This is a genomic window from Paraburkholderia sp. RL18-101-BIB-B (genome assembly GCF_046026985.1).
Taxonomy (GTDB): Bacteria; Pseudomonadota; Gammaproteobacteria; order Burkholderiales; family Burkholderiaceae; genus Paraburkholderia.
The window spans coordinates 59,837-81,499 of the sequence record NZ_JARESV010000017.1; the positions used below are offsets into that span (position 1 = coordinate 59,837).

Sequence of the window (21,663 nt, forward strand, 5' to 3'; positions counted from 1 at the left end):
TTCAAACGGGATTAGGGATATCGATAAAGAGGTGCTCGATATCGAACTGCTCGGACAGATGCTTGCCCACCGCCTGCACGCCGAAGCGCTCGGTGGCATGGTGGCCCGCCGCGAGAAAAGCCACACCGCTTTCCGCCGATGTGTGCATCACCGACTCCGACACTTCGCCGGTCAGATAAACGTCCGCGCCAGCGTTGATGGCCGCGTCGAACATGCCTTGCGCGGCGCCCGTGCACCAGCCTACGCGGCGCAGTTCGCGGTCCGCGTCGCCGAACACGAGCGGCGTGCGGCCGAGCGTCTGTTCGACTTGCGCGGTGAAGTGCGCGAGCGTGATCGGCATCGGAAACGTGGCAAGCCAGCCGAGATCGTTCTCGCCGAAGCGCGCGTCGCTGATCCAGCCCATCTTCTGGCCGATCTGCGCGTTATTGCCGAATTCGGGGTGGTCGTCGAGCGGCAGGTGATAGGCGAACAGGTTCAGGTCGTTGGCGATCAGCAGCTTCAGCCGCGCGTGTTTGCGGCCGGTGATCTGCGGCGCTTCGTTGCGCCAGAAGTAGCCGTGATGGACTAGCACGGCGTCCGCACCCCAATCGAGCGCGGCCTCCAGGAAGGCCGCCGAAGCGGTCACGCCGGTCGCGAGCTTATTGATCTTGCGACGCCCTTCGACCTGCAGTCCATTGGGGCAATAGTCCTTGAAGCGCGCGGTTTCAAGGAGATTGTTCAAGTACAATTCAAGTTCGATCCGATCCATATAAACCTCTAGTCTTCAGATGCTTAGACGCTTTTGGCTGTTCTTTGCCCAAGCGGTGACCGTGCTGTTGGCGCTCATGTTCATCATTGCGACCCTCAAACCGCAGTGGCTCCAGCGTCAAGGGCAATTCGGCAAGCAACTCGCCGAACCGATCGTCGCCCTGCGGGAAGTAGCGCCAGGCATCGGCAGCGGCCCAGCTCAGGCGTCGTACGCGGACGCCGCGCAAAAGGCCATGCCCGCGGTCGTCAATGTGTTCTCCAGCAAGGATGGCTCACTGCCACCCGACCCGCGCGCAAAAGATCCGCTGTTCCGCTACTTCTTCGGCGACAAGAACCGCAAGCAGCAGGAACAGCCCGCGTCCAATCTGGGCTCCGGCGTGATAGTGAGTTCGGAAGGTTACATTCTAACGAACCAGCACGTCGTGGACGGCGCCGATCAGATCGAAATCGCGCTGGCCGACGGCCGCACCACGAATGCGAAGGTGATCGGCGTCGATCCGGAAACGGATCTGGCCGTGCTCAAGGTCAACATGACCAATCTGCCCACCATCACGCTCGGCCGCATGGATCAGACGCGCGTGGGCGACGTGGTGCTGGCGATCGGCAATCCGTTCGGCGTCGGCCAGACGGTGACCATGGGCATCGTCAGCGCGCTCGGGCGCAATCACCTCGGCATCAACACGTTCGAAAACTTCATTCAGACCGACGCGGCCATCAACCCGGGCAATTCGGGTGGCGCGCTCGTCGACGTGAACGGCAATCTGCTCGGCATCAACACCGCGATCTATTCGCGCTCGGGCGGCTCGCTCGGCATCGGCTTCGCGATTCCCGTCTCGACGGCGCGCAGCGTGCTCGAGAGCATCATCACCACGGGTTCGGTCACGCGCGGCTGGATCGGCGTCGAACCGCAGGATGTCACGCCGGAAATCGCCGAATCGTTTGGGCTGGATCAGAAGTCGGGCGCGATTGTCGCGGGCGTGCTGAAGAACGGTCCCGCGGACCGCGCGGGCATCAAGCCGGGCGACATTCTCATGAGCGTGAACGGCCAGGAAATCACCGACACCACGCGTCTCCTGAATGTGATCGCGCAGATCAAGCCGGGCACGGCCGCGAAGGTGCATCTCGTGCGCAAGAGCCGCGAGATGGATCTGGAAGTCACGATCGGCAAACGCCCGCCTCCGCCGAAGCAACCGGCCGAGGACAACGGCGGTGGTGATCAGCAAGATGATGAGGGGGGTTGAGGTTTAGCTGCGTGGAAGACCGCTAGGCTTCCCACTGCGCCGTTTTCATAGCATCTTCAAGCATGCCGAGCGTAAGCGATCTACCGCCGAGGGTTTCGCGCGCATTAGCGCTGAATGGCGACTTGGCCACCGTAGCGAGAAACGAGCCGATATTCAATTTCGCAGCGGCGTAGTAGTGATGGAGATCAAACCCGTTTAGCTCGACGTGAAACTGGGCGGCCCATCTTTTCATGAATTCGGAGATGCAATCGGGATTCATGTCCAGATCGTGATAGAGGTCCGTTTCTCTCGTGAGTTGGAGTCGGCCGACAATCGGTTTGCCGGCATCTTCTGTAACGAACGCTTCCAAGTCGTTCCAGATATCTGCGGTCATAGACGGTCCTCTGCTTTTACGAGCCCGCTATATGAAGTAACCGAACGGTAAATGATTGTAGACGCATCGGAAGCGAGGAGGACCCCGCCAACACCCGGAATAGCGCGTCCAACGAACGCGCCAACACTACGGGTAAATTTGATTCTCAGCAAAATAAGACTTTTGAACGATGTGACTGTCGGCAGCAGCCTCTACTTGAGTTCGTATGGCAACACACGGCGGGACACAACCGATGCGATTGAGGTTCCCTTGACCGCACCCGAGAACTTGCCACGCGTCGGAATGAATCGCTGTCCCAGCAAGACGCTCGCAACACCAGCGAAATCGTCCACACCGAGTTGCTTGCATGTCTCGTCAATTGTGATAAGAGAGAAGATCTCTTCTCGACTTAGCCCGTCATGTATTCCGTATTTATTGATTTGACATACGAACGCCCGTCTAATGGCCAGGCAAAATAATATCGCTCGATAAGGCGATAAACAATTAGACGCCTTAAGACTTTTCAACTCGCATTCTAAGAACGTGTGCTTTTTGTTCGACGTTTGAATGTCCACAAGAGCAAGCATCCAAACCTACCGCAACATGAGCGAAAACAAAAAGGGCAGCCCGTGATGTGCTGCCCTTTTTGTTAACTCATGCGGAACCGCAGGAAAACCCCGCGCCGCTCACTCCGAAGCGCTCGCATCCTCAACCACCACCGGCTGCTTGCCAACAATCAACCGCGCCGCGATGATCCCTGCCTCGTACAACACGATCAGCGGAATCGCCAGAATCAATTGCGAGAACACGTCCGGCGGCGTGACCACGGCCGAGATAACAAAGGCGCCGACGATCACATAGGGACGAATCTCCTTGAGCTTCTTGAGCGTCACCACGTTCATGCGCACCAACAGCACCACGACGATCGGCACTTCGAACGTCACGCCGAATGCAATGAACATGGTCAACACGAAGCTCAGGTAATTGTCGATGTCCGTGGTCATCTCCGCGCCGAGTGGCGCGTTGTAGTGCGCCATCACGCGGAAGATAGTTGGGAACACCACGAAATACGCGAACGCCATGCCGCACAGGAACAGCGTGTAGCTGCTACCCACCAGCGGGCCGACCAGTTTCTTCTCGTGCTGATAAAGACCCGGCGCGACGAATGCCCAGATCTGATACAGCACGATCGGCAGCGCGATCACGAAGGCCACCAGCATGGTCACCTTCATCGGCACGAAGAACGAGCCGGTGACGTCGGTGACGATCATCTTGCCGTCCTTCGGCAGGTTCTGCATCAAGGGCCGCGCCAGCAACCGGAAGATATCCGGCGCCCAGTACACGAGCCCGACGAACACCACGACGACGGCAAGGCCGGCGCGAATGATACGGTCGCGCAATTCAACGAGGTGGGAAATGAAGGTCTCTTCAGTGCCTTCGTCCTGGGTATGCTGGGGGTCGCTCACACCGGCCCTCGGTTGGAGATTGTCGTTCTGATCATCAGAAAAACCGCGTCGGGCGACGCATGCTGGCCGGCGTATGCCGCGCCACGCGCGCCGCACCCGACTGCACGCGCGTGCGGCGCGTGGTCGCGCGCTTGTACCAGGTGGGCATGGCCGTCTGCTTGACACGCCAGTTCTTGCGTTTGGGCGCCGCCGCCGGCGTGCTGCTCGGCCACGATGTATTGCCGACGTCTTCAAGCGCGCCACCGGCAATGCTCGGCGACACCGACGTGCCGCTGTTCCACGCGTCGTTCAGTTCGGTCTCGTGCTTGCGCAGATTATCCTTAACGGAGGTTTCGACATTGGTCGCGGCGGCTTCGAACTCGCTTTTCATGCGACGCAGTTCGTCGAGTTCGATTTCGCGCGTGACTTCGGCCTTCACGTCGTTGATATACCGCTGCGCGCGGCCGAACAGCGCGCCGGCTGTGCGGGCGACGCGTGGCAGGCGCTCAGGCCCGAGTACGACCAGCGCGACGACGCCGATCAGCGCCATCTTGGTTAGACCGAGGTCCAGCATGAAGTGGAATGTCCGTCAGTAACGCGGTTAAGCCGCGGCTTAGCGGTAATCGCCCGAACGCGGCGTCTTTTCCTTCGCTTCCACATCCACGGCGCCGTTGCGCGGCAGTTCGCGCTGCTGCGCTTCGCCGCCTGGCGTTTCGGCTTCCTTCATGCCTTCCTTGAAGCCCTTCACCGCGCCACCCAGATCGGTTCCGATATTGCGCAGCTTCTTCGTGCCGAACACGAGCGCCACGATCAACAACACGATCAACCAATGCCAAATACTCAACGAACCCATGACTACTCTCCTTAAACCCGACACCGCACCGTAATGCGGTGAACCTCGTACGCCTTGCGGCATGAATCGAAGCGCGTACGCTTCATCTGAACATTACCGCGAGCCCTTCCGACTCAACCCGCGACACGGTATGTCATTGTGACCAGACGATCGCGTCGGCGTCGTTACAATGCGGCAAAAACAACGGCCGCGGTATTGTGCGTGACCAAAACTCGCCGCGCAGCCGCGTCAGCCCATGCGCTGCCAGGGGCGCGGCCCCGCGAGAATGTGTGCGTGCAGGTGATACACCTCTTGCCCGCCGCCCGGCCCGGTATTGATTACCGTGCGAAAACCCGTTTCGCCGCCGGTGTACGCCACGCCCAGCTGATCGGCCAGACGTGCCGCCAAAACTAGCATTCTACCAAGCAGCGGCGCATCGCCTTCGGTGCAATTCGACAGCGTGGCGATGTGCTTGCGCGGAATGACCAGCACATGCGTCTCGGCGGCCGGACGAATGTCGCGAAAGGCGACGAATTCGTCGTCTTCGTGGACTTTGGTCGACGGGATCGCGCCGGCGGCGATTTTGCAGAAAAGGCAGTTCGGGTCGTGGCTCATCGTATTCCTGACACAGTATGGCTGAAGCGCGAAGCGTACGCGGCGCGATTCATGTCAGGCCCGGCAACCGTCGGACGAAACTCAGAACCAGGCGCGCGGATTCGCGAGCGGCTTGTTATCGTACAGATACAGCCAGCCTTTGATAATACGGTACAACATCCAGATGCTCACGGCCCACAGGACCGGAATGCCGATCACCACGAACAGCAGCACGCCGCCGATCGCATAACCCAGCAAGGCCATCCAGAAGGAGCGGATCTGCCACTCGAAATGGGCTTCGTACGGCGTGCCCACCACGTCGGGCCGCTTCACGTAGTTGATGATGATCGCGATCAGGATCGTCAGGCCGCCTGTCAGCCAGTGGACCGCATACAGCGCGTACAGAACGTGGGTGAGCGTGCGCAGGCTGCGTTCGCGCTCTGGCTCGATAGCATTGCGATAGACCGGCGGCGGATAGCTTTCGTGCGACTGTTCCATGCTTGCGTCCTCCCAAGGATGCGATCAGATGCGTTCAGTGCAATATGGGCGCCGGTGCTCCCCACTTCAAGACGCGAGCGGCCCAACGACGATCAGTCGCCGTTCTGCTCGCGGTCGCGGCTCTTGCGTAGCGCCTTCTCCTCGATGCCCGACATGCCTTCGCGGCGCTCCAGCTCGGCGAGCACGTCCGCCGGGCTCAGATCGAAGTGCGACAGCATCACGAGGCAATGAAACCACAGGTCCGCGACTTCGCCGACCAGCGCCTTCGGCGCGCCGCCGTGGCGCGCATCCTTGGCGGCCAGCACGACCTCGGTGGCTTCTTCGCCGATCTTCTTCAGCACCGCGTCGTCGCCCTTGTGGAACAGGCGCGACACGTACGACACGTCCGGATCGCCGCCCTTGCGGCTGTCGATGATCGCCGCGAGGCGCAGCAGCGTGTCATTCGTGGTCGCGGGATCGGACGACGTGGTTTGCGTGGATTGCGTCATTTGTAGATGTGTTCGGGGTCTTTCAGCACGGGATCGACGGCGACCCAGTCGCCATCGTCCACCGCGCCTTCGAATTTCTGGAAAAAGCACGAGTGGCGGCCGGTGTGACAGGCAATGCCCGACACCTGCTCCACTTTCAGCAGCACGACGTCTTCGTCGCAATCGAGCCGCACCTCGTGCACATGCTGCACATGGCCGGACTCTTCGCCCTTGAACCACAGACGCTGACGCGAGCGCGAGAAATACACTGCGCGGTTGGTTTCGATGGTCTTGGCAAGGGCTTCGCGGTTCATCCACGCGAACATCAGCACGTCGTTCGTCGACGCCTCCTGCGCGATCACCGGCACGAGGCCGTTCGCGTCCCACCTGACCTTGTCGAGCCAATTGACTGCCGAGGGATTCACCACGTCACAACCTCACCGAAATGCCCTGATCGGCCATGAAGCGCTTGGCCTCGCCCACGGTGTGTTCGCCGTAGTGGAAGATGCTCGCGGCGAGTACTGCGTCGGCGTGGCCGCTCTTGATGCCGTCGGCCAGATGCTGCAGATTGCCCACGCCGCCCGAAGCGATCACCGGAATCGGCACCGCGTCGGACACCGCGCGCGTGAGTGCAAGGTCGAAACCGCTCTTTGTCCCGTCGCGGTCCATGCTGGTGAGCAGGATTTCGCCGGCGCCGAGTTCGGCCATCTTGCGCGCCCATTCGACGGCTTCGAGGCCAGTGGCCTTGCGTCCGCCGTGCGTGAAGACTTCCCAGCGCGGCGGCTCGCCGTCCGCGGAGACGCGTTTCGCGTCGATCGCGACCACGATGCATTGCGAGCCGTATTTGTCCGTCGCGTCTTTCACGAGCTGCGGATTCGCCACCGCCGACGAGTTCATGCTGATCTTGTCCGCGCCCGCGTTCAGCAGGCGCCGCACGTCTTCGACAGCGCGCACGCCGCCGCCAACCGTCAGCGGGATGAACACTTGCGAGGCGACCGCTTCGATGATCGGCAGGATCAGATCGCGCTGATCCGAGGTCGCGGTGATATCGAGGAAGGTGAGTTCGTCGGCGCCCTGATCGTCGTAACGGCGGGCGATTTCGACCGGGTCGCCCGCATCGCGTAGTTCGACGAAGTTGACGCCCTTGACCACGCGGCCAGCCGTGACGTCGAGACAGGGGATGATGCGTTTAGCTAGAGCCATGATCTTGCAATTCTGCCAATACCGCTGATGAGGCCGCTCGCTTTGAATTCAGACGAACGGCACAGTGCCGGCGCGGCGAGCCGCGCGCGCCGGGCGCCCTGAGGCGCCTCTGCGCGAATGATGAGCCAAACGCGACGCCGCTTGAACGACCCTTAAGCGTCGTCCGATTCGCGCAGCCGGTCCGCGAGGGTTTGCGCCGCCGCGAAGTCGAGATCGCCCGAGTAAATCGCCCGGCCGCAGATCACGCCTTCGATGCCTTCGTCTTCGACTTCGCACAGCGATTCGATGTCGGCGAGGTTGGACAAGCCACCGCTCGCGATCACGGGAATCTTCACCGCGCGCGCAAGGCGCACCGTCGCTTCGATGTTGATGCCCTGAAGCATGCCGTCACGGCCGATATCGGTGTAGATGATCGACTCGCAGCCGTAGTCCTCGAACTTGCGCGCCAGATCGGCCACTTCGTGGCCGGTCAGCTTGCTCCAGCCGTCGGTCGCGACCTTGCCGTCTTTCGCATCCAGCCCGACGATGATATGGCCGCCGAACGCCGTGCAGGCATCCTGCAGGAAGCCGGGGTTCTTCACCGCCGCCGTGCCGATGATCACGTACGACAAACCGTCGTCCAGATAGCGCTCGATCGTGTTCAGGTCGCGGATGCCGCCGCCCAGTTGCACGGGAATCTCGCCGCCCACTTCCTCGATGATCGCGCGAATCGCGTCTTCATTCTTCGGCTTGCCGGCGAACGCGCCATTCAGGTCGACGAGGTGCAGACGCCGGGCACCGCGATCGACCCAATGTCGGGCCATCGCCGCCGGTTCCTCGGAAAATATCGTCGCCTGGTCCATATCGCCCTGTTTGAGGCGTACACACTGACCGTCTTTCAGGTCGATGGCGGGAATCAGCAGCATAGCAATCGGGTGTTGTCTGGGAAGGGGTTGAAGGTCGGCGGAGGCGGCTGATGGTCCAGCCCGCCGGGACGCCGTTTCGCTAGTTTAGTACAACTCTTTCGACGCCCTTGCGCGGCGTCGTGGGGGAGCGAAATCGTGACGCTGCGATTGCGGCCCGCAGCGCACGCTCCGCTTGTGGCGAAACGGTGCACGGCAACAGGATGAAGAAAGGCGCTCACGGATTCCAGTGCACGAAGTTGCGATACACGCGCAGCCCCGCTTCGGCGCTCTTTTCCGGGTGGAATTGGGTCGCGAAGATGTTATCCCGCGCCACCGCCGAGGTAAAGGGCACACCGTACACCGTTTCGCCCGAGGTATGGGCGGCGTTGTCCGGCACCACGTAATAACTGTGCACGAAGTAGAAGAAGGCGTTGTCCGCGACGCCGTCCCACAGTGGGTGCGGCTGCGCCTGGCGCACGCGGTTCCAGCCCATTTGCGGGACTTTGAAGCGGGAGCCGTCGTCCTGCACCTGGCCTTCCAGGTCGAAGCGCAGCACTTTGCCGGGCAAGAGGCCCAAGCCGGGCGTACCGCCCTCCGCGCTCCAGTCGAACAGCATCTGCTCGCCGACGCATACGCCCATCAGCGGCTTGCTGCGCGACGCTTCAATCACCGCTTCCTGCAGGCCGGATTCGGCCAGGCTGCGCATGCAGTCGGGCATCGCGCCCTGGCCGGGCAGCACGACACGGTCGGCCGCGCGAATCGCTTCAGGCTGGTCGACGATCGCCACGTCCGCTTCCGGCGCGGCTTTGCGCAGTGCCTGGGCGACCGAACGCAGGTTGCCCATTCCGTAATCCACAATCGCTATCGAAGTTTTCATTTCAAGTTAGGCAACAATGCCTTCAATCCATCGACGATGAATTCCACCGCCAGCGCCGATAACATCAAACCCATGAGCCGCGTGCCGATGTTGATACCCGTGCGACCCACCCAGCGGGCAATCGGTTCGGCGAGCCGCAGCGAAAAAAAGCAGATCGCCGCCAGCACCGCGCCGATCGCGACGAGGCTGATCCGGTCGTACCAGTGCGCCGAACCGGCCGCGTAGATGATCGTGGTGCTGATCGCGCCCGGACCGGTCAACAGCGGAATCGCCAGCGGCACGACCGCGATGTTGTCTTTCTGCTCGGCTTCATGGCGCTCTTCCGGCGTCGAACGGCTGTTGCCGATCTGCGCGTTCAGCATGTTGATCGCCATCAGCAGCATGATGATCCCGCCGCCCACTTCGAGCGAGCCGACCGAAATACCGAAGAAGCTGATGATCTGCTGCCCGAGCAGCGTGGTGATCGTGATCACGCAGAACACCGAAATCGCTGCAATGCGAATGGTTCTACGCCGCTCGGCATCGCTCTGATTCGCCGTCAGGCTCATGAAGAACGGGATCGCGCCGACCGGGTTGATCAGTGCCAGCAGCGAAATAAACGACTTCAGAATGTCCATCGCACACCGGGCGCGAGCGCATCGGCGCTGGTCCCGGTCCTGGTAAGTGAGTTGGCCAATGAGCCGGCCAACGAGCCGGCTAGTGAGCGCTTAAAGGCTGCCCTTGGTCGACGGAATCTGCCCCGCCGCGCGTTCGTCCAGTTCGGTGGCCATGCGCAACGCACGCCCGAACGCCTTGAACACCGTTTCCATCTGATGGTGGGCGTTCAGGCCACGCAGGTTGTCGATATGCAACGTGACACCGGCGTGATTCACGAAGCCGCGGAAAAATTCGATGGACAGATCGACGTCGAACGTGCCGATGCGCGCGCGCGTGAACGGCACATGGAATTCGAGGCCCGGACGGCCGGAAAAATCGATCACGACGCGCGACAGCGCTTCGTCGAGCGGCACGTAGGAATGACCGTAGCGGCGGATGCCCTTGCGGTCGCCGATCGCTTTCGCGACGGCCTGGCCGAGCGTGATACCGGTGTCTTCGACCGTGTGATGGTCGTCGATATGCAGGTCGCCATGCGCTTCGATTTCGAGGTCGAACAATCCATGCCGCGCGATCTGGTCGAGCATGTGGTCCAGAAACGGCACACCGGTGGCCAGCTTTTGCTGACCGGTGCCGTCCAGATTGATCTTCACACGGATCTGCGTTTCGCTGGTGTTGCGAACGACTTCCGCAAGGCGCATGGTAATTCCTCGAATCTAGCTAGAAAGCGATAGGTAGGTGGGATGGGAAAACGGCGGGCCACGCGCGCTTTTCCGCAATATGGGAAAACGCTTGCGCGCCCGTTCTGCACGCCGTTCAGTTCAGCACGAGTTTCAGTGCAGCGATCAATTGGGCGTTTTCTTCCGGCGAACCGACGGTCAAACGCACGCAATTGGCCAGCAATGCATGCATTTTACTCACGTTTTTGATCAGAACCCGCGCCGTCAGTAGCGTTTCGAACAGCACCGACGCGTCGGGCACGCGCACCAGCAGGAAATTACCGGCGCTCGGGAACACTTCGGCGCCCGGTAATTGGGACACCGCGTGCGCCAGTTTCGTACGTTCGTCGCGCAATTGCGCGGCTTGCGAGTCGAGCACGTCGACGTGGTCGAGCAAGAAATCGGCGGCGGCTTGCGTGAGCACGTTGGTGTTGTACGGCGGCCGCACTTTGTCGAATTCGGTCAGCCAGCCCGGTTTGCCGACCAGGTAGCCGAGACGGATCCCGGCGAGGCCGAGCTTGGACACCGTCCGCATCACGACGACGTTGTCGAACGCGTCGGCGCGCGGCAACCAGCTTTTCTGCGCGAACGGCTGGTAAGCCTCGTCGATCACCACGAGGCTCTTGGTTGCCGCAGCGATGATGCGTTCCATGTCGGCGTCGTCGTACAACGTGCCGGTCGGGTTGTTCGGGTAGGCAAGATAGATGATCGCCGGCTGGTGCTCGGCGATGGCGGCCAGCATCGCTTCGGTGTCGAGCGTGAAGTCCGCTTGCAGCGGCACGCCGATGAACTCGAGATTCGCGAGCTTCGCCGACATCTGATACATCACGAAGCCCGGCACCGGCGCGAGCACCTTGGCGCCCGGCTGCGCGCACGCGACCGACACCATGCTGATGATTTCATCCGAGCCGTTGCCGAGCAGCACGTCGCAGCCGGCCGGCACGCCCATCACACGCTTGATCTTCTCGATCAACGCATCCGGACGCGGCGCCGGATAGCGATTCAGCGCGATGCCGGCCAGGTGCTCGCCCAGATGCGCGGCCAGCACCGGCGGCAGCGTGAACGGATTTTCCATCGCGTCGAGCTTGATGTAGCCCGTGGCGTCGGGGACTGGATAGCCCGTCATCGCGAGCACGTCGCGGCGGATGATGTCTTGAGGTGTCGTCATAGGTCAGGTGAGCGGGCCGCGGGGGGAACGCCGGCCCGGCGTCGGCGGCATGCGGGCCGCCCCAGGTTGGTCTGTGTTGTCTTTATTAAACGGAGAACCGCGCGCAATCCGTCGCCGACGTTCGCGGGCACCGGCTCGATGCCCGCATTGCCCGCGGTTTCAGCGTCGGATCAACCGCGCTTAGCCGGTTTGCCGCATCCGGTATTCGGCGCTGCGGGCATGCGCCTGCAGGCCTTCGCCGTAAGCGAGCTCGGCTGCGATCTCGCCGAGCGTCTGCGCGCCTTCCGCGCTGACCTCGATCACGCTTGAACGCTTAAAGAAATCATAGACGCCCAAAGGAGACGAGAACCGTGCGGTACGAGACGTAGGCAAAACGTGATTCGGCCCCGCGCAGTAGTCGCCGAGGCTTTCACTGGTGTAGCGGCCGAGGAAGATCGCGCCGGCATGGCGGATCAGCTGGCCCCACTGATGCGGCTCCAGCGCGGAGATTTCGAGGTGTTCCGGGGCGATGTCGTTGGCGATCGCGCAGGCTTGCTCCATATCGCGCACCTTGACCAGCGCGCCGCGGCCTTCCAGCGACGCGCGGATCACGTCGCGGCGCGGCATGGTGGGCAGCAGTTCGTCGATCGCGTCTTTCACGCGGCCGATGAACGCGTCGTCAGGGCACAGCAGAATGGACTGCGCGAGCTCGTCGTGCTCGGCTTGCGAGAACAGGTCCATCGCGACCCAGCGCGGGTCCGTGGTGCCGTCGCACAACACGAGGATTTCCGACGGCCCGGCGATCATGTCGATACCGACCGTGCCGAACACCCGGCGTTTGGCCGATGCGACGTACGCGTTGCCGGGACCGCAGATCTTGTCGACCGCGGGAATGGTTGCCGTGCCGTAGGCCAGCGCGCCGACCGCCTGCGCGCCGCCGATCGTGAACACGCGATCCACGCCGCCCAGCAGCGCGGCCGCGAGCACCAGCGGATTCTTCACACCGTCCGGCGTCGGCACGACCATGACGATTTCACGCACGCCGGCCACCCGCGCCGGAATCGCGTTCATCAGGACCGACGACGGATACGCCGCCTTGCCGCCCGGCACGTAGATACCCGCGCGATCCAGCGGCGTGACCTTCTGGCCGAGCACGGTGCCGTCGGCTTCCGTGTACTGCCAGCTATGGCTGCCGCATTCGATCTTCTGCTTCTCGTGGTAACCACGCACCCGCGCCGCCGCCGCTTCGAGCGCCGCACGGCGCTTCGGCTCGAGGCTTTCGAGCGCCGCTTCCAGTTCCGACATCGGCAGTTCGAGCGCGTCGACGCTCTTCGCCTCGACACGGTCGAAGCGCTTCGTGTACTCGAGCACCGCAGCGTCGCCGCGCGCCTTCACGTCGTTCAGAATCTGCGCGACCGAGCGCTCGATTGCTTCGTCTTCGCTCGCCTCGAACGCGAGCACCGCGTGCAGCGACTTCTGGAAGTCGGGAGCGGTGGAATCGAGTTTGCGAATCTTGATAGACATACGGGTATCCGTTTCGGTAAGGCGCGCTTTAGAACGTGGTCACACTGACACGATCAGGCCGTCGCGGCGCCGGTTTTCGACGCGCGTTCGAACGCGTCGAGAATCGGCCGCAACGCGGCGCGCTTGAGCTTCAGCGCCGCCTGATTCACAACGAGGCGCGACGAAATCTGCATGATCTCCTCCACCTCGACCAGATTGTTGGCGCGCAAGGTATTGCCCGAGCTCACCAGGTCGACGATCGCATCGGCGAGACCGACCAGCGGTGCCAGTTCCATCGAACCATACAGCTTGATCAGATCGACGTGCACGCCCTTGGCGGCGAAATGCTCACGGGCGGTTTCAACGTACTTGGTCGCCACCCGCAAACGGGCGCCCTGGCGCACCGCATTCGCATAATCGAAACCGGCGGCGACCGCGACCGACATGCGGCAACGCGCAATATCCAGGTCGACCGGCTGATACAGGCCGCTGCCGCCGTGTTCGAGCAGCACGTCCTTGCCCGCCACGCCGAAGTCGGCCGCGCCGTATTCGACATAGGTCGGCACGTCGGTGGCGCGCACGATGATCACGCGCAGGTTCGCGTCCGTGGTTGGCAGGATCAGCTTGCGCGAGGTTTCCGGGTCTTCGGCCACCTCGATGCCGGCTGCGGCGAGCAGCGGCAAGGTCTCCTCGAAGATACGCCCTTTCGACAACGCCAGCGTGAGCGGTGCGCTCACCGCCGGCGACGACGAAGTTTGCGCCATGGCGCTCATGCCTGGCTCCCCGAGACCCGGCGCACCTTCGCGCCGATGGCGGTGAGTTTGGTTTCCATCCGGTCGTAACCGCGGTCGAGGTGATAGATCCGGTCGATCAGCGTTTCACCGTCGGCGCGCAAGGCGGCGATCACGAGACTCGCGGACGCGCGCAGATCGGTCGCCATCACCTTCGCGCCGGACAGCTGGTCGACACCGGTCACGAGCGCGGTGTTGCCATCGATCGTGATGTTGGCGCCGAGACGGTTCAGTTCCTGCACGTGCATGAAGCGGTTTTCGAAGATCGTTTCGACGACCTGCGAGGTGCCCGTCGCGATCGTGTTCAGCGCCATGAACTGCGCCTGCATGTCGGTCGGGAACGCCGGGTATTCGGAGGTGCGGAACGTGACCGCGCTCGGACGCTTGTCCATGCGCACGCGCATCCAGTCGTCGCCCTCTTCGATCGTGACGCCGGCTTCGCGCAGCTTTTCGGTGACCGCTTCGAGAATCAGCGGACGCACTTTGCGCAACGTGACATCGCCACCGGCTGCCGCCACCGCGCACAGGAACGTGCCGGCTTCGATCCGGTCCGGAATCACCGTGTGCTTCGCGCCATGCAGCTTGTCGACGCCCTGGATCACGAGACGGTCCGTGCCGATGCCTTCGATCTTCGCGCCCATCTCGACCAGCAGATGCGCGAGATCGCCGACTTCCGGCTCACGCGCCGCGTTCTCGATGACGGTTTCGCCTTCGGCCAGCACGGCGGCCATCAGCAGGTTTTCGGTACCGGTCACGGTGATCATGTCGGTGACGATGCGCGCCCCCTTCAGACGCTTCGCGCGCGCTTCGATGAAGCCGTGCTCGATCGTGATCTCGGCGCCCATGGCCTGCAGGCCTTTGATGTGCTGATCCACCGGACGCGCGCCGATCGCGCAGCCGCCAGGCAGCGAAACACGCGCGTGACCAAAGCGCGCGACCAGCGGGCCGAGCACGAGGATCGACGCGCGCATGGTCTTCACCATTTCGTACGGCGCGACGAGGTTATCGACCTTCGACGCGTTCAGCGACACACGCCCGTCGCCGCTTTCGATCTGCACGCCCATCTGGCCGAGCAGCTTGAGCATCGTGCGCACGTCTTGCAAGTCGGGCACGTTTTCCAGATGCACCGGCTCCGCGCTGAGCAGACTCGCGCACAGAATCGGCAATGCCGCATTCTTCGCACCCGAGACGACGACTTCACCCGACAGCGGGTAGCCACCTTCAATGACGAGTTTATCCATGCCTGTCAGTTCCTGATTGACCCGGACTTCGGCCGGGGCTGCTTTGACTGTGTTCGGCGCGCCGCTACCGGCGTCACGCCCTTCTTGAGTAATTCGCACTAAATTTCCAGATTACGCGTTCTGCCATTCGGCGGGCGTCAGCGTCTTCATGCTGAGCGCGTGGATTTCTTCGCGCATGCGGTCGCCGAGCGCCGCATACACGAGTTGATGTCGCTGGATCAGACGCTTGCCTTCGAAGCTCGGCGAAACGATGGTCGCAAAGAAATGCTGGCCGTCGCCTTCGACTTCGAGATGCTGGCAGGCGAGCCCAGCCGCGATGTATTGCTTGACCTGTTCGGGAGTCGGCAACATGAGAGAAGCTCCTGATCAGTGGCGCAGTTTGTAGCCGGAAGCGAGCATGCGCATCGCCACCACGGCCAGCACCACAAAGAAACCGGCAACGATCGCGAGGCTCGCGAGCGGATTGATATCCGACATCCCGAAGAAACCGTAGCGAAAGCCGTCGATCATGTAGAAAAAGGGATTCAGCCGCGACACTTCGCGCCACACCGGTGGCAGCGTGTGAGTGGAGTAGAACACGCCCGAGAGGAACGTGAGCGGCATGATCAGAAAATTTTGAAACGCGGCAAGCTGATCGAATTTGTCGGCCCAGATACCTGCGATCAAACCGAGCGTGCCGAGAATCGCCGCGCCGAAAATCGCGAAGAGAATGATGTAGAGCGGCGCGCTGAAACTGACCGGCACGAACCAGATCGTCACGATGAATACGCCGAAGCCGACCGCCAGCCCGCGCGCCACGGCCGCGAGCACATAGGCGCCGAACATCTCGTAGTGCGACAGCGGCGGCAGCAACACGAACACCAGGTTGCCGGTGATCTTCGACTGGATCAGCGAGGACGAACTGTTTGCAAATGCATTTTGCAACACGCTCATCATCACGAGACCCGGAATCAGGAAACTCGTGTATTCGACGCCCGGATAGACCTGCACATGACCGCGCAACGCGTGGCCGAAAATCGTCAGATACAGGAGCGCGGTGATGACCGGCGCCAGCACGGTCTGGAACGCCACCTTCCAGAAACGCAGGAGCTCTTTGTAAAACAGCGTACGGAAACCGCTCATGCAAGCCCCTCGATCACTTCCGGACCGTTCATCACCTGAACGAACACATCTTCGAGGTCGGCTTTGCGAACCTCGATTTCTTCGAATATGCAGCCCGCTGCGCGGCACTGCGCGAGAATTGTTTCGACGTCGTCGTAGCTCGCCAGACGCAGCAGATGCTGACGGCCATTGCCGTTGCCCGTGCCGCTTTCCACTTCGAGCGGACGCAGATCGACCGGCAAGACGCCTTGCGAGAAACGCAGGAACAGCTGCATGCCGGCGAAGCGTTGCAACAGCGCGCTGGTGCGCTCGAGCGCGACGACTTCGCCGCGCCGCAGCATCGCGATGCGGTCGCACAGCGATTCGGCTTCTTCCAGGTAATGCGTGGTCAGCACGATGGTGTGGCCTTCGCGGTTCAGACGCGAAATGAATTTCCACAGCGTTTGCCGCAATTCGACGTCGACGCCCGCGGTCGGCTCGTCGAGCACGATCACGGGCGGCCGATGCACCAGCGCCTGCGCGACCAGCACGCGGCGCTTCATGCCGCCCGACAGCGCGCGCATGTTGGCATCGGCTTTGTCGGTGAGGTCGAGATTGGCCATGATCTCGTCGATCCACGCGTCGTTGTTGCGCAGCCCGTAGTAGCCGGACTGGATGCGCAAGGTTTCGCGGACCGTGAAGAACGGATCGAACACCAGTTCTTGCGGCACCACGCCGAGCGCGCGGCGTGCGTCGCGAAAATCGCTGACGACGTCGTGGCCGCGCACGGCAATGCTGCCTTCGTCGGCGCGCGCGAGCCCGGCGAGGATGCTGATGAGCGTCGTCTTGCCCGCGCCGTTCGGACCGAGCAGTCCGAAGAACTCGCCTTCTTCAACTGTGAGGCTGACGCCCTTGAGCGCCTGCAAATCCTTGTAGCGCTTCTTGACGTTACGAATTTCTATGGCTGACATGACTGTGGGCCGCGTGCGTCGCGGCGCCTAAAGGAGCCCTGGGAGGGCGCACAAATGCTGGAAGGAACGGAATTGGGGCCGGTTATGTGCCCCAAAAAACGTTTGATTATAGGGCAAAAATCTGTAGCCCTATCTCAGCAGGAGGTGTTTGGATGTGACGCGTTAGAGCGTCAATGTCGCGAGGCGATGAGGGTATCGACGCCGTAGGCTTGCGCGAGACTGGCGAGACCAGCCGGCAGATTGACGATCTCGAACGCGGCACCGCGTGCCTGGGCGGCACGCTGCCACGCGAGGAGGACGGCCAGCGCGGACGAATCGAACTGCGCAAGCGGTGCGCAGTCCACGCCCGTCGCGCCCGCCGCGATACGTTGCAAACCCGCCGCGAGCGCGGCATTCGCGCTCGCGTGGGTCAGCGTCGCGCCGCTCTCGAAGCGGCTGACGACGGGGCTCAGCACTTCGCTCACGACTGCTTGCCCGCGGCGAGTTGCTGGTTGCGCTGCGTGAGGAACTGGATCAGTCCGTCCACGCCCTTCTGCTGGATCTGCTCGTTGAACTGCTGCTGGTACGCCTGGATCAGCCATGCGCCGAGCACGTTGATGTCATACACACGCCAGCCTTGCGGCGTCTTGTACAGACGGTAGTCGAGTTCGATCGGCGAGCCGTTGTTCATCACAACCGAGCGCACCACCGTGTCGGTGTCGTCCGGGTTCATGCGGAACGGCTTGTACTGGATCTCCTGATCGCGCACCTGAGCCAATGCGCCCGAGTACGTACGGATCAGCAGCATCTTGAACTGCTCGACCACCGCGTTTTGCTGCTCCGGCGTAGCGGTGCGCCAGTTGCGGCCCATCGCCAGTTGTGTGGTGCGGCGGAAATCCGTGTAAGGCAGGATCTTTTCGTTGACCAGCCTGGTGATGTGCGAGATATCGCCTTGCTGGATCGACTTGTCTGCACGAATTGCGTCGATCACCTGCTGGGTGACCGTCTTGACCATGCCGTCGGGCGAATTGGTGTCGACCGTTTGTGCCGATGCACCGGCACTAGCAAACGAGAACAGCGCGGCGAACAGCGGAATCAGGAAGAATTTTTTCATTTGGAGCCTTGCCTTAAAAATAGTGCAACCGTTTGAACCGACATTAGCACGCGAGTTCAGCAGCAATCCATGCGCAAACTGCGAGAGTCGTATCGATCTGTTACGGGCGCACGATCAACGCAATTTGAATGACGGAAAGTTGAAACGCGTGGGCGGGACCAGTTGACCGGCCGGGATCTGCGTCGTCTCAGGGCCGCCGTTCAGGTCCAGCGGCGGTGATTCCGAGCTACCCGAAGCGGCCTCTGGCGCGGCAGCGGTGGCCGATGCCGCTTGCGGCGGCGTTGCCGCGGTCGCACCCGAAGCCGCCTTCGCGGCAGCAGCACCCTGCGTGCCCGCCGCACCAGCCGCCGCGCCGCTGTCGACGTCGTCGTACTTCGGCAGCGGCGCTTCGTCGCCGTAGTTGGGCAGCGCCGCCGACTGCTTGCCATCCGACAGCAGATACTGACGGCGTTGCAAATACGCGTTACGCACGAACGAATATTTGTCGAGCGCGGCGCCTTCCAGCACATCGCTCGCGTTCAACAGATTCGCGCGCGTGTTGACGATGTTCAAGCCGTAGAGCGCCCAGCTCAGACCATCCGGATGAATGTAGCTGAGCGGATTCACATAGTAGTTGCCGATCGAGCCGACCGCGTCGCGCACGGTGCTCGGCCCGAACAGCGGCAGCACGAGATACGGGCCCGCCGGCACGCCGTAGTGGCCCAGCGTGAGGCCGAGGTCGTTGTCGTGCTTGGGCAGCTTGGCGAGCGTCGCCACGTCGAACAGGCCGCCCACGCCGAACACGGTGTTGATCACGATCCGCATGATGTCTTCGACACCGTCGGTGATCTTCAACTGCAGCAGGTTGTTTGCCGCAATGTAGACGTCGCCGATGTTCGAGAAGAAGTTCGTCACGCTGTCGCGCACCGGCTGCGGCGTGATGAACACGTAGCCCTTCGCGACCGGCTTGAGCGCGTACTGATCGAGCTTGTCGTTGACCGTGAAGATGGTGCGGTTCAAGCCTTCGAGCGGGTCGCCCTTGGTCGGCGTCTGCACCGTCGAACAGCCGGCGAGCAGCGCTGCGGCTACCGCCAGCTTACCGGCCTGGAAGGCGCGCGCGCCGCTGATGCGTGTGGTCTGCATTCTTGTTCTCCTTATTGAGCGGCCGCGCCGGAGGCGGGCAAGCTCGGCGCCGCCGGCGCCACCGCAGGCGCGGGCGTGCCCGTCGCCGCGCCAGGTTTGGACGCGCCCGAATCCGCGGCCTTGCTGTACAGAAATTGGCCGATGAGGTTTTCCAGCACGATCGCCGACTGCGTCATGGAGATGGTGTCGCCCGCCTTGAGCATTTCGGTGTCGCCGCCGGGTTCGAGCCCGATGTATTGCTCGCCGAGCAGACCCGAGGTCAGGATCTTCGCCGAGGTGTCTTTCGGAAACTGGTACTGCTTGTCGAGGTCGATCGTGACGACGGCCTGGTACGCGTTGCTGTCGAAGCCGATCGAATCGACGCGGCCAACCGTCACGCCGGCGCTTTTCACGGGCGCGCGCGCCTTCAATCCGCCGATATTGTCGAACTTGAGCTTGACCGGATACGTTGCCTGGAACGACAACGAGCTCATGTTGCCGGCCTTCAGCGCGAGAAACAGCAACGCCACGAAACCCAGCACCACGAACAGGCCGACCCAGAAGTCGAGAGCAGCAGTCTTTTTCATCGTCATCCCAAAGTGAATCCGCCACGCCGCCGATACTCCCCGCCGCGCGCGCCCAGTGACGCGTCGCCGGCGGAAAACGCGCAGCGCAGTCTTAGCTGAACATCAGTGCGGTCAGCAGAAAATCGAGGCCGAGCACCGCAAGCGACGCGTACACGACCGTCTTGGTCGTGGCGCGCGACACGCCTTCCGGCGTCGGCTTGGCTTCATAGCCTTGAAACAGCGCAACGAACGTCACCGCGAGCCCGAACACCACGCTCTTGACGACCCCGGCGCCGACATCGCGCCAGACATCGACGCCGCCTTGCATCTGCGACCAGAACGCGCCGGCATCGACGCCGATCAGCAGCACGCCCACCACATAACCACCGAACACGCCGACCGCGCTGAAGATCGCGGCGAGGATCGGCATCGAAATAATGCCCGCCCACAGGCGCGGCGCGACCACGACCTTGACCGGGTCGACCGCCATCATTTCCATCGCGGTCAGTTGCTCGCCGGCCTTCATCAAGCCGATCTCGGCGGTGAGCGACGTCCCGGCGCGCCCGGCGAACAGCAGCGCCGTGACCACCGGACCGAGTTCGCGCACGAGCGACAGCGCGACCAGCAGGCCGAGCGCCTGCTCGGAGCCGTACCGGTTCAGCGTGTAATAGCCCTGCAGGCCGAGCACGAAGCCGACGAACAGGCCCGACACGGCAATGATCACCAGCGAATAGTTACCTACGAAGTGGATCTGCTTCGTGACAAGACGCGGACGGCGCAACAACGGGAAAAATTCGAGCAGCAGCCGGAAGAAAAACCGCGTGGCGTAGCCGGCCGTGCCCAGCCCGTCGATCACCGAGCGGCCGATCGCACTGATCATGACTGACCTCCGCCGATGCCGAAGTCCGCCGCGAGCGGCGTCTTGCTGGGATAGTGAAATTTGAAGGGGCCGTCCGGCGCGCCGTCGATGAACTGACGCACGGTGGCATCGGTCGACGCGCGCAGTTCGGCGGGCGTGCCTTCGGCGTGAACCCCGCCGTTGGCGAGGAAGTAGACGTAATCGGCGATCGCGAACGATTCCGGCACGTCGTGCGTGACGAGAATCGAGGTGGCGCCGAGCGCCTGATTGAGCGCGCGAATCAGGTTCGCGGTGATGCCGAGTGAGATCGGATCGAGGCCGGCGAACGGCTCGTCGTACATCATCAGTTCGGGATCGAGCGCGATGGCGCGGGCCAGCGCGACACGCCGCGCCATGCCGCCCGAAATCTCCGACGGCGCCAGGTCGCGCGCGCCCCGCAGACCGACCGCGTTGAGCTTCATCAGCACGAGGTCGCGGATCAGTTCTTCGGGGAGGTCGGTGTGCTCACGCAGCGCGAAGGCGACGTTTTCGAACACGGACATGTCGGTGAACAGAGCGCCAAACTGGAACAGCATGCCCATCTTGCGGCGCATCGCGTACAGGCCGTCGCGCGTTTGCCGGCCGACGTCCTGGCCCTGGAACAGGATCTGGCCGCGCTGCGCGCGCACCAGGCCGCCGATCAGGCGCAGCACCGTGGTCTTGCCGCAGCCCGACCCGCCCATGACCGCGACTACCTGGCCGCGCTTGAAGCGCAGATTCAGGTTCGACAGGACGAGCCGGTCGCCATAACCGAAGTCGACGTCGCGCAGCTCGAGTAAGGTCTCGGGAGAGGAAGACACGAAACGGACAGTCCTTTTA

The 21,663-nt window shown here is 62.6% G+C and carries 28 protein-coding genes and 1 pseudogene; 1 reads left to right on the forward strand and 28 read right to left on the reverse strand.

What is annotated here, in order from left to right; all coding sequences use genetic code 11:
* Position 1: 1 nt before the first annotated feature.
* On the reverse strand, positions 2–748 hold the full coding sequence (locus P0D73_RS23505) for a Nif3-like dinuclear metal center hexameric protein (RefSeq protein WP_106284204.1): 747 nt from the start codon (positions 746–748) through the stop codon (positions 2–4).
* 19 nt (positions 749–767) lie between these two features.
* On the opposite strand from P0D73_RS23505, the gene P0D73_RS23510 reads away from it, so the two are divergent.
* On the forward strand, positions 768–1,988 hold the full coding sequence (locus P0D73_RS23510; protein ID WP_408432992.1) for a Do family serine endopeptidase: 1,221 nt from the start codon (positions 768–770) through the stop codon (positions 1,986–1,988).
* A gap of 22 nt (positions 1,989–2,010) precedes the next feature.
* Here the strand turns inward: P0D73_RS23510 and P0D73_RS23515 are convergent, their stop codons facing one another.
* From P0D73_RS23515 to P0D73_RS23645, 27 genes and pseudogenes are all read right to left on the reverse strand, one after another.
* On the reverse strand, positions 2,011–2,361 hold the full coding sequence (locus tag P0D73_RS23515; protein WP_408432994.1) for a DUF1493 family protein: 351 nt from the start codon (positions 2,359–2,361) through the stop codon (positions 2,011–2,013).
* Positions 2,358–2,780, reverse strand: a pseudogene (locus P0D73_RS23520) (STM2901 family protein). Before P0D73_RS23520 ends, P0D73_RS23515 begins: the two are co-directional and overlap by 4 nt.
* A 246-nt stretch (positions 2,781–3,026) precedes the next feature.
* Positions 3,027–3,806 (reverse strand): twin-arginine translocase subunit TatC, encoded by a 780-nt coding sequence (gene tatC, locus P0D73_RS23525; protein ID WP_408286950.1) that lies wholly within the window; start codon positions 3,804–3,806, stop codon positions 3,027–3,029.
* A 34-nt stretch (positions 3,807–3,840) separates the two neighbouring features.
* Entirely contained in the window at positions 3,841–4,359 is a 519-nt protein-coding gene (gene tatB, locus P0D73_RS23530) for a Sec-independent protein translocase protein TatB (protein WP_408432996.1), read from the reverse strand.
* Positions 4,360–4,398: 39 nt separating this feature from the next.
* Positions 4,399–4,638 carry a Sec-independent protein translocase subunit TatA gene (tatA, locus tag P0D73_RS23535; protein WP_132376752.1) on the reverse strand — a complete coding sequence of 80 codons (240 nt, stop codon included), beginning with the start codon at positions 4,636–4,638 and terminating at the stop codon, positions 4,399–4,401.
* Between the two features lie 228 nt (positions 4,639–4,866).
* Positions 4,867–5,232 (reverse strand): histidine triad nucleotide-binding protein, encoded by a 366-nt coding sequence (locus tag P0D73_RS23540; RefSeq protein ID WP_342960584.1) that lies wholly within the window; start codon positions 5,230–5,232, stop codon positions 4,867–4,869.
* An 81-nt stretch (positions 5,233–5,313) separates the two neighbouring features.
* Positions 5,314–5,709 (reverse strand): DUF4870 family protein, encoded by a 396-nt coding sequence (locus P0D73_RS23545; RefSeq protein WP_408179074.1) that lies wholly within the window; start codon positions 5,707–5,709, stop codon positions 5,314–5,316.
* Positions 5,710–5,801: 92 nt separating this feature from the next.
* Positions 5,802–6,197 carry a phosphoribosyl-ATP diphosphatase gene (locus tag P0D73_RS23550; protein ID WP_132376750.1) on the reverse strand — a complete coding sequence of 132 codons (396 nt, stop codon included), beginning with the start codon at positions 6,195–6,197 and terminating at the stop codon, positions 5,802–5,804.
* Positions 6,194–6,604, reverse strand: coding sequence for a phosphoribosyl-AMP cyclohydrolase (hisI, locus tag P0D73_RS23555; protein WP_207915672.1), 411 nt, complete (start codon positions 6,602–6,604; stop codon positions 6,194–6,196). Before hisI ends, P0D73_RS23550 begins: the two co-directional genes overlap by 4 nt.
* Position 6,605: 1 nt before the next feature.
* The gene (gene hisF, locus P0D73_RS23560) at positions 6,606–7,379 is read right to left on the reverse strand and encodes an imidazole glycerol phosphate synthase subunit HisF (protein WP_013589770.1); all 774 of its coding nucleotides are present in this window, start codon (positions 7,377–7,379) and stop codon (positions 6,606–6,608) included.
* A 152-nt stretch (positions 7,380–7,531) separates the two neighbouring features.
* A complete protein-coding gene (gene hisA / locus P0D73_RS23565) occupies positions 7,532–8,284 on the reverse strand; it encodes a 1-(5-phosphoribosyl)-5-[(5-phosphoribosylamino)methylideneamino]imidazole-4-carboxamide isomerase (RefSeq protein WP_042329166.1) in 753 nt (250 codons plus the stop codon).
* 214 nt (positions 8,285–8,498) lie between these two features.
* Positions 8,499–9,140 carry an imidazole glycerol phosphate synthase subunit HisH gene (hisH, locus tag P0D73_RS23570; protein ID WP_408235018.1) on the reverse strand — a complete coding sequence of 214 codons (642 nt, stop codon included), beginning with the start codon at positions 9,138–9,140 and terminating at the stop codon, positions 8,499–8,501.
* Positions 9,137–9,757, reverse strand: a complete 621-nt coding sequence (locus P0D73_RS23575; protein WP_132376748.1) for a MarC family protein — start codon at positions 9,755–9,757, stop codon at positions 9,137–9,139. Before P0D73_RS23575 ends, hisH begins: the two co-directional genes overlap by 4 nt.
* Before the next feature lie 90 nt (positions 9,758–9,847).
* Positions 9,848–10,435 carry an imidazoleglycerol-phosphate dehydratase HisB gene (gene hisB / locus P0D73_RS23580; RefSeq protein ID WP_064267519.1) on the reverse strand — a complete coding sequence of 196 codons (588 nt, stop codon included), beginning with the start codon at positions 10,433–10,435 and terminating at the stop codon, positions 9,848–9,850.
* Between the two features lie 115 nt (positions 10,436–10,550).
* Positions 10,551–11,621 carry a histidinol-phosphate transaminase gene (hisC, locus tag P0D73_RS23585; protein WP_408432999.1) on the reverse strand — a complete coding sequence of 357 codons (1,071 nt, stop codon included), beginning with the start codon at positions 11,619–11,621 and terminating at the stop codon, positions 10,551–10,553.
* 180 nt (positions 11,622–11,801) lie between these two features.
* A complete protein-coding gene (hisD, locus tag P0D73_RS23590) occupies positions 11,802–13,124 on the reverse strand; it encodes a histidinol dehydrogenase (RefSeq protein ID WP_408286941.1) in 1,323 nt (440 codons plus the stop codon).
* Positions 13,125–13,177: 53 nt separating this feature from the next.
* The gene (hisG, locus tag P0D73_RS23595) at positions 13,178–13,876 is read right to left on the reverse strand and encodes an ATP phosphoribosyltransferase (protein ID WP_408286939.1); all 699 of its coding nucleotides are present in this window, start codon (positions 13,874–13,876) and stop codon (positions 13,178–13,180) included.
* Positions 13,873–15,135, reverse strand: a complete 1,263-nt coding sequence (gene murA, locus P0D73_RS23600) for a UDP-N-acetylglucosamine 1-carboxyvinyltransferase (RefSeq protein WP_408179071.1) — start codon at positions 15,133–15,135, stop codon at positions 13,873–13,875. Before murA ends, hisG begins: the two co-directional genes overlap by 4 nt.
* A 111-nt stretch (positions 15,136–15,246) precedes the next feature.
* Entirely contained in the window at positions 15,247–15,486 is a 240-nt protein-coding gene (locus P0D73_RS23605; protein WP_006052280.1) for a BolA family protein, read from the reverse strand.
* A 15-nt stretch (positions 15,487–15,501) separates the two neighbouring features.
* Positions 15,502–16,257 (reverse strand): ABC transporter permease, encoded by a 756-nt coding sequence (locus tag P0D73_RS23610; protein ID WP_132376744.1) that lies wholly within the window; start codon positions 16,255–16,257, stop codon positions 15,502–15,504.
* Positions 16,254–17,186: an ABC transporter ATP-binding protein gene (locus P0D73_RS23615; protein ID WP_132376743.1), complete on the reverse strand. Its 933-nt coding sequence runs from the start codon at positions 17,184–17,186 to the stop codon at positions 16,254–16,256. The genes P0D73_RS23610 and P0D73_RS23615 overlap by 4 nt, the downstream gene beginning before the upstream one ends.
* Before the next feature lie 170 nt (positions 17,187–17,356).
* A complete protein-coding gene (locus tag P0D73_RS23620) occupies positions 17,357–17,650 on the reverse strand; it encodes an STAS domain-containing protein (RefSeq protein WP_408179069.1) in 294 nt (97 codons plus the stop codon).
* Positions 17,647–18,279, reverse strand: coding sequence for an MlaC/ttg2D family ABC transporter substrate-binding protein (locus tag P0D73_RS23625; protein WP_408179068.1), 633 nt, complete (start codon positions 18,277–18,279; stop codon positions 17,647–17,649). Before P0D73_RS23625 ends, P0D73_RS23620 begins: the two co-directional genes overlap by 4 nt.
* A gap of 114 nt (positions 18,280–18,393) precedes the next feature.
* On the reverse strand, positions 18,394–19,401 hold the full coding sequence (locus P0D73_RS23630) for an MlaA family lipoprotein (RefSeq protein WP_132376740.1): 1,008 nt from the start codon (positions 19,399–19,401) through the stop codon (positions 18,394–18,396).
* Between the two features lie 11 nt (positions 19,402–19,412).
* The gene (gene mlaD / locus P0D73_RS23635) at positions 19,413–19,967 is read right to left on the reverse strand and encodes an outer membrane lipid asymmetry maintenance protein MlaD (RefSeq protein ID WP_408286937.1); all 555 of its coding nucleotides are present in this window, start codon (positions 19,965–19,967) and stop codon (positions 19,413–19,415) included.
* Between the two features lie 91 nt (positions 19,968–20,058).
* Complete coding sequence (gene mlaE / locus P0D73_RS23640; RefSeq protein WP_132376738.1) at positions 20,059–20,826, reverse strand: lipid asymmetry maintenance ABC transporter permease subunit MlaE; 768 nt, start codon at positions 20,824–20,826, stop codon at positions 20,059–20,061.
* Entirely contained in the window at positions 20,823–21,644 is an 822-nt protein-coding gene (locus tag P0D73_RS23645) for an ABC transporter ATP-binding protein (protein ID WP_408286936.1), read from the reverse strand. The genes mlaE and P0D73_RS23645 overlap by 4 nt, the downstream gene beginning before the upstream one ends.
* Between the last annotated feature and the right edge of the window lie 19 nt (positions 21,645–21,663).

What these genes read in the sequence shown, in the direction of transcription:
- hisG (WP_408286939.1), bottom strand. Translation starts at nt 13,876, where the DNA reads ATGAGCGCCATGGCGCAAACTTCGTCGTCGCCGGCGGTGAGCGCACCG.
- mlaD (WP_408286937.1), bottom strand. Translation starts at nt 19,967, where the DNA reads ATGAAAAAGACTGCTGCTCTCGACTTCTGGGTCGGCCTGTTCGTGGTG.
- hisA (WP_042329166.1), bottom strand. Translation starts at nt 8,284, where the DNA reads ATGCTGCTGATTCCCGCCATCGACCTGAAAGACGGTCAGTGTGTACGC.
- hisD (WP_408286941.1), bottom strand. Translation starts at nt 13,124, where the DNA reads ATGTCTATCAAGATTCGCAAACTCGATTCCACCGCTCCCGACTTCCAG.
- hisC (WP_408432999.1), bottom strand. Translation starts at nt 11,621, where the DNA reads ATGACGACACCTCAAGACATCATCCGCCGCGACGTGCTCGCGATGACG.
- P0D73_RS23540 (WP_342960584.1), bottom strand. Translation starts at nt 5,232, where the DNA reads ATGAGCCACGACCCGAACTGCCTTTTCTGCAAAATCGCCGCCGGCGCG.
- P0D73_RS23615 (WP_132376743.1), bottom strand. Translation starts at nt 17,186, where the DNA reads ATGTCAGCCATAGAAATTCGTAACGTCAAGAAGCGCTACAAGGATTTG.
- murA (WP_408179071.1), bottom strand. Translation starts at nt 15,135, where the DNA reads ATGGATAAACTCGTCATTGAAGGTGGCTACCCGCTGTCGGGTGAAGTC.
- P0D73_RS23625 (WP_408179068.1), bottom strand. Translation starts at nt 18,279, where the DNA reads ATGAAAAAATTCTTCCTGATTCCGCTGTTCGCCGCGCTGTTCTCGTTT.
- hisH (WP_408235018.1), bottom strand. Translation starts at nt 9,140, where the DNA reads ATGAAAACTTCGATAGCGATTGTGGATTACGGAATGGGCAACCTGCGT.
- P0D73_RS23515 (WP_408432994.1), bottom strand. Translation starts at nt 2,361, where the DNA reads ATGACCGCAGATATCTGGAACGACTTGGAAGCGTTCGTTACAGAAGAT.
- hisB (WP_064267519.1), bottom strand. Translation starts at nt 10,435, where the DNA reads ATGCGCCTTGCGGAAGTCGTTCGCAACACCAGCGAAACGCAGATCCGT.
- P0D73_RS23545 (WP_408179074.1), bottom strand. Translation starts at nt 5,709, where the DNA reads ATGGAACAGTCGCACGAAAGCTATCCGCCGCCGGTCTATCGCAATGCT.
- P0D73_RS23575 (WP_132376748.1), bottom strand. Translation starts at nt 9,757, where the DNA reads ATGGACATTCTGAAGTCGTTTATTTCGCTGCTGGCACTGATCAACCCG.
- P0D73_RS23605 (WP_006052280.1), bottom strand. Translation starts at nt 15,486, where the DNA reads ATGTTGCCGACTCCCGAACAGGTCAAGCAATACATCGCGGCTGGGCTC.
- P0D73_RS23505 (WP_106284204.1), bottom strand. Translation starts at nt 748, where the DNA reads ATGGATCGGATCGAACTTGAATTGTACTTGAACAATCTCCTTGAAACC.
- mlaE (WP_132376738.1), bottom strand. Translation starts at nt 20,826, where the DNA reads ATGATCAGTGCGATCGGCCGCTCGGTGATCGACGGGCTGGGCACGGCC.
- P0D73_RS23630 (WP_132376740.1), bottom strand. Translation starts at nt 19,401, where the DNA reads ATGCAGACCACACGCATCAGCGGCGCGCGCGCCTTCCAGGCCGGTAAG.
- tatA (WP_132376752.1), bottom strand. Translation starts at nt 4,638, where the DNA reads ATGGGTTCGTTGAGTATTTGGCATTGGTTGATCGTGTTGTTGATCGTG.
- hisF (WP_013589770.1), bottom strand. Translation starts at nt 7,379, where the DNA reads ATGGCTCTAGCTAAACGCATCATCCCCTGTCTCGACGTCACGGCTGGC.
- tatB (WP_408432996.1), bottom strand. Translation starts at nt 4,359, where the DNA reads ATGCTGGACCTCGGTCTAACCAAGATGGCGCTGATCGGCGTCGTCGCG.
- P0D73_RS23550 (WP_132376750.1), bottom strand. Translation starts at nt 6,197, where the DNA reads ATGACGCAATCCACGCAAACCACGTCGTCCGATCCCGCGACCACGAAT.
- P0D73_RS23510 (WP_408432992.1), top strand. Translation starts at nt 768, where the DNA reads ATGCTTAGACGCTTTTGGCTGTTCTTTGCCCAAGCGGTGACCGTGCTG.
- P0D73_RS23610 (WP_132376744.1), bottom strand. Translation starts at nt 16,257, where the DNA reads ATGAGCGGTTTCCGTACGCTGTTTTACAAAGAGCTCCTGCGTTTCTGG.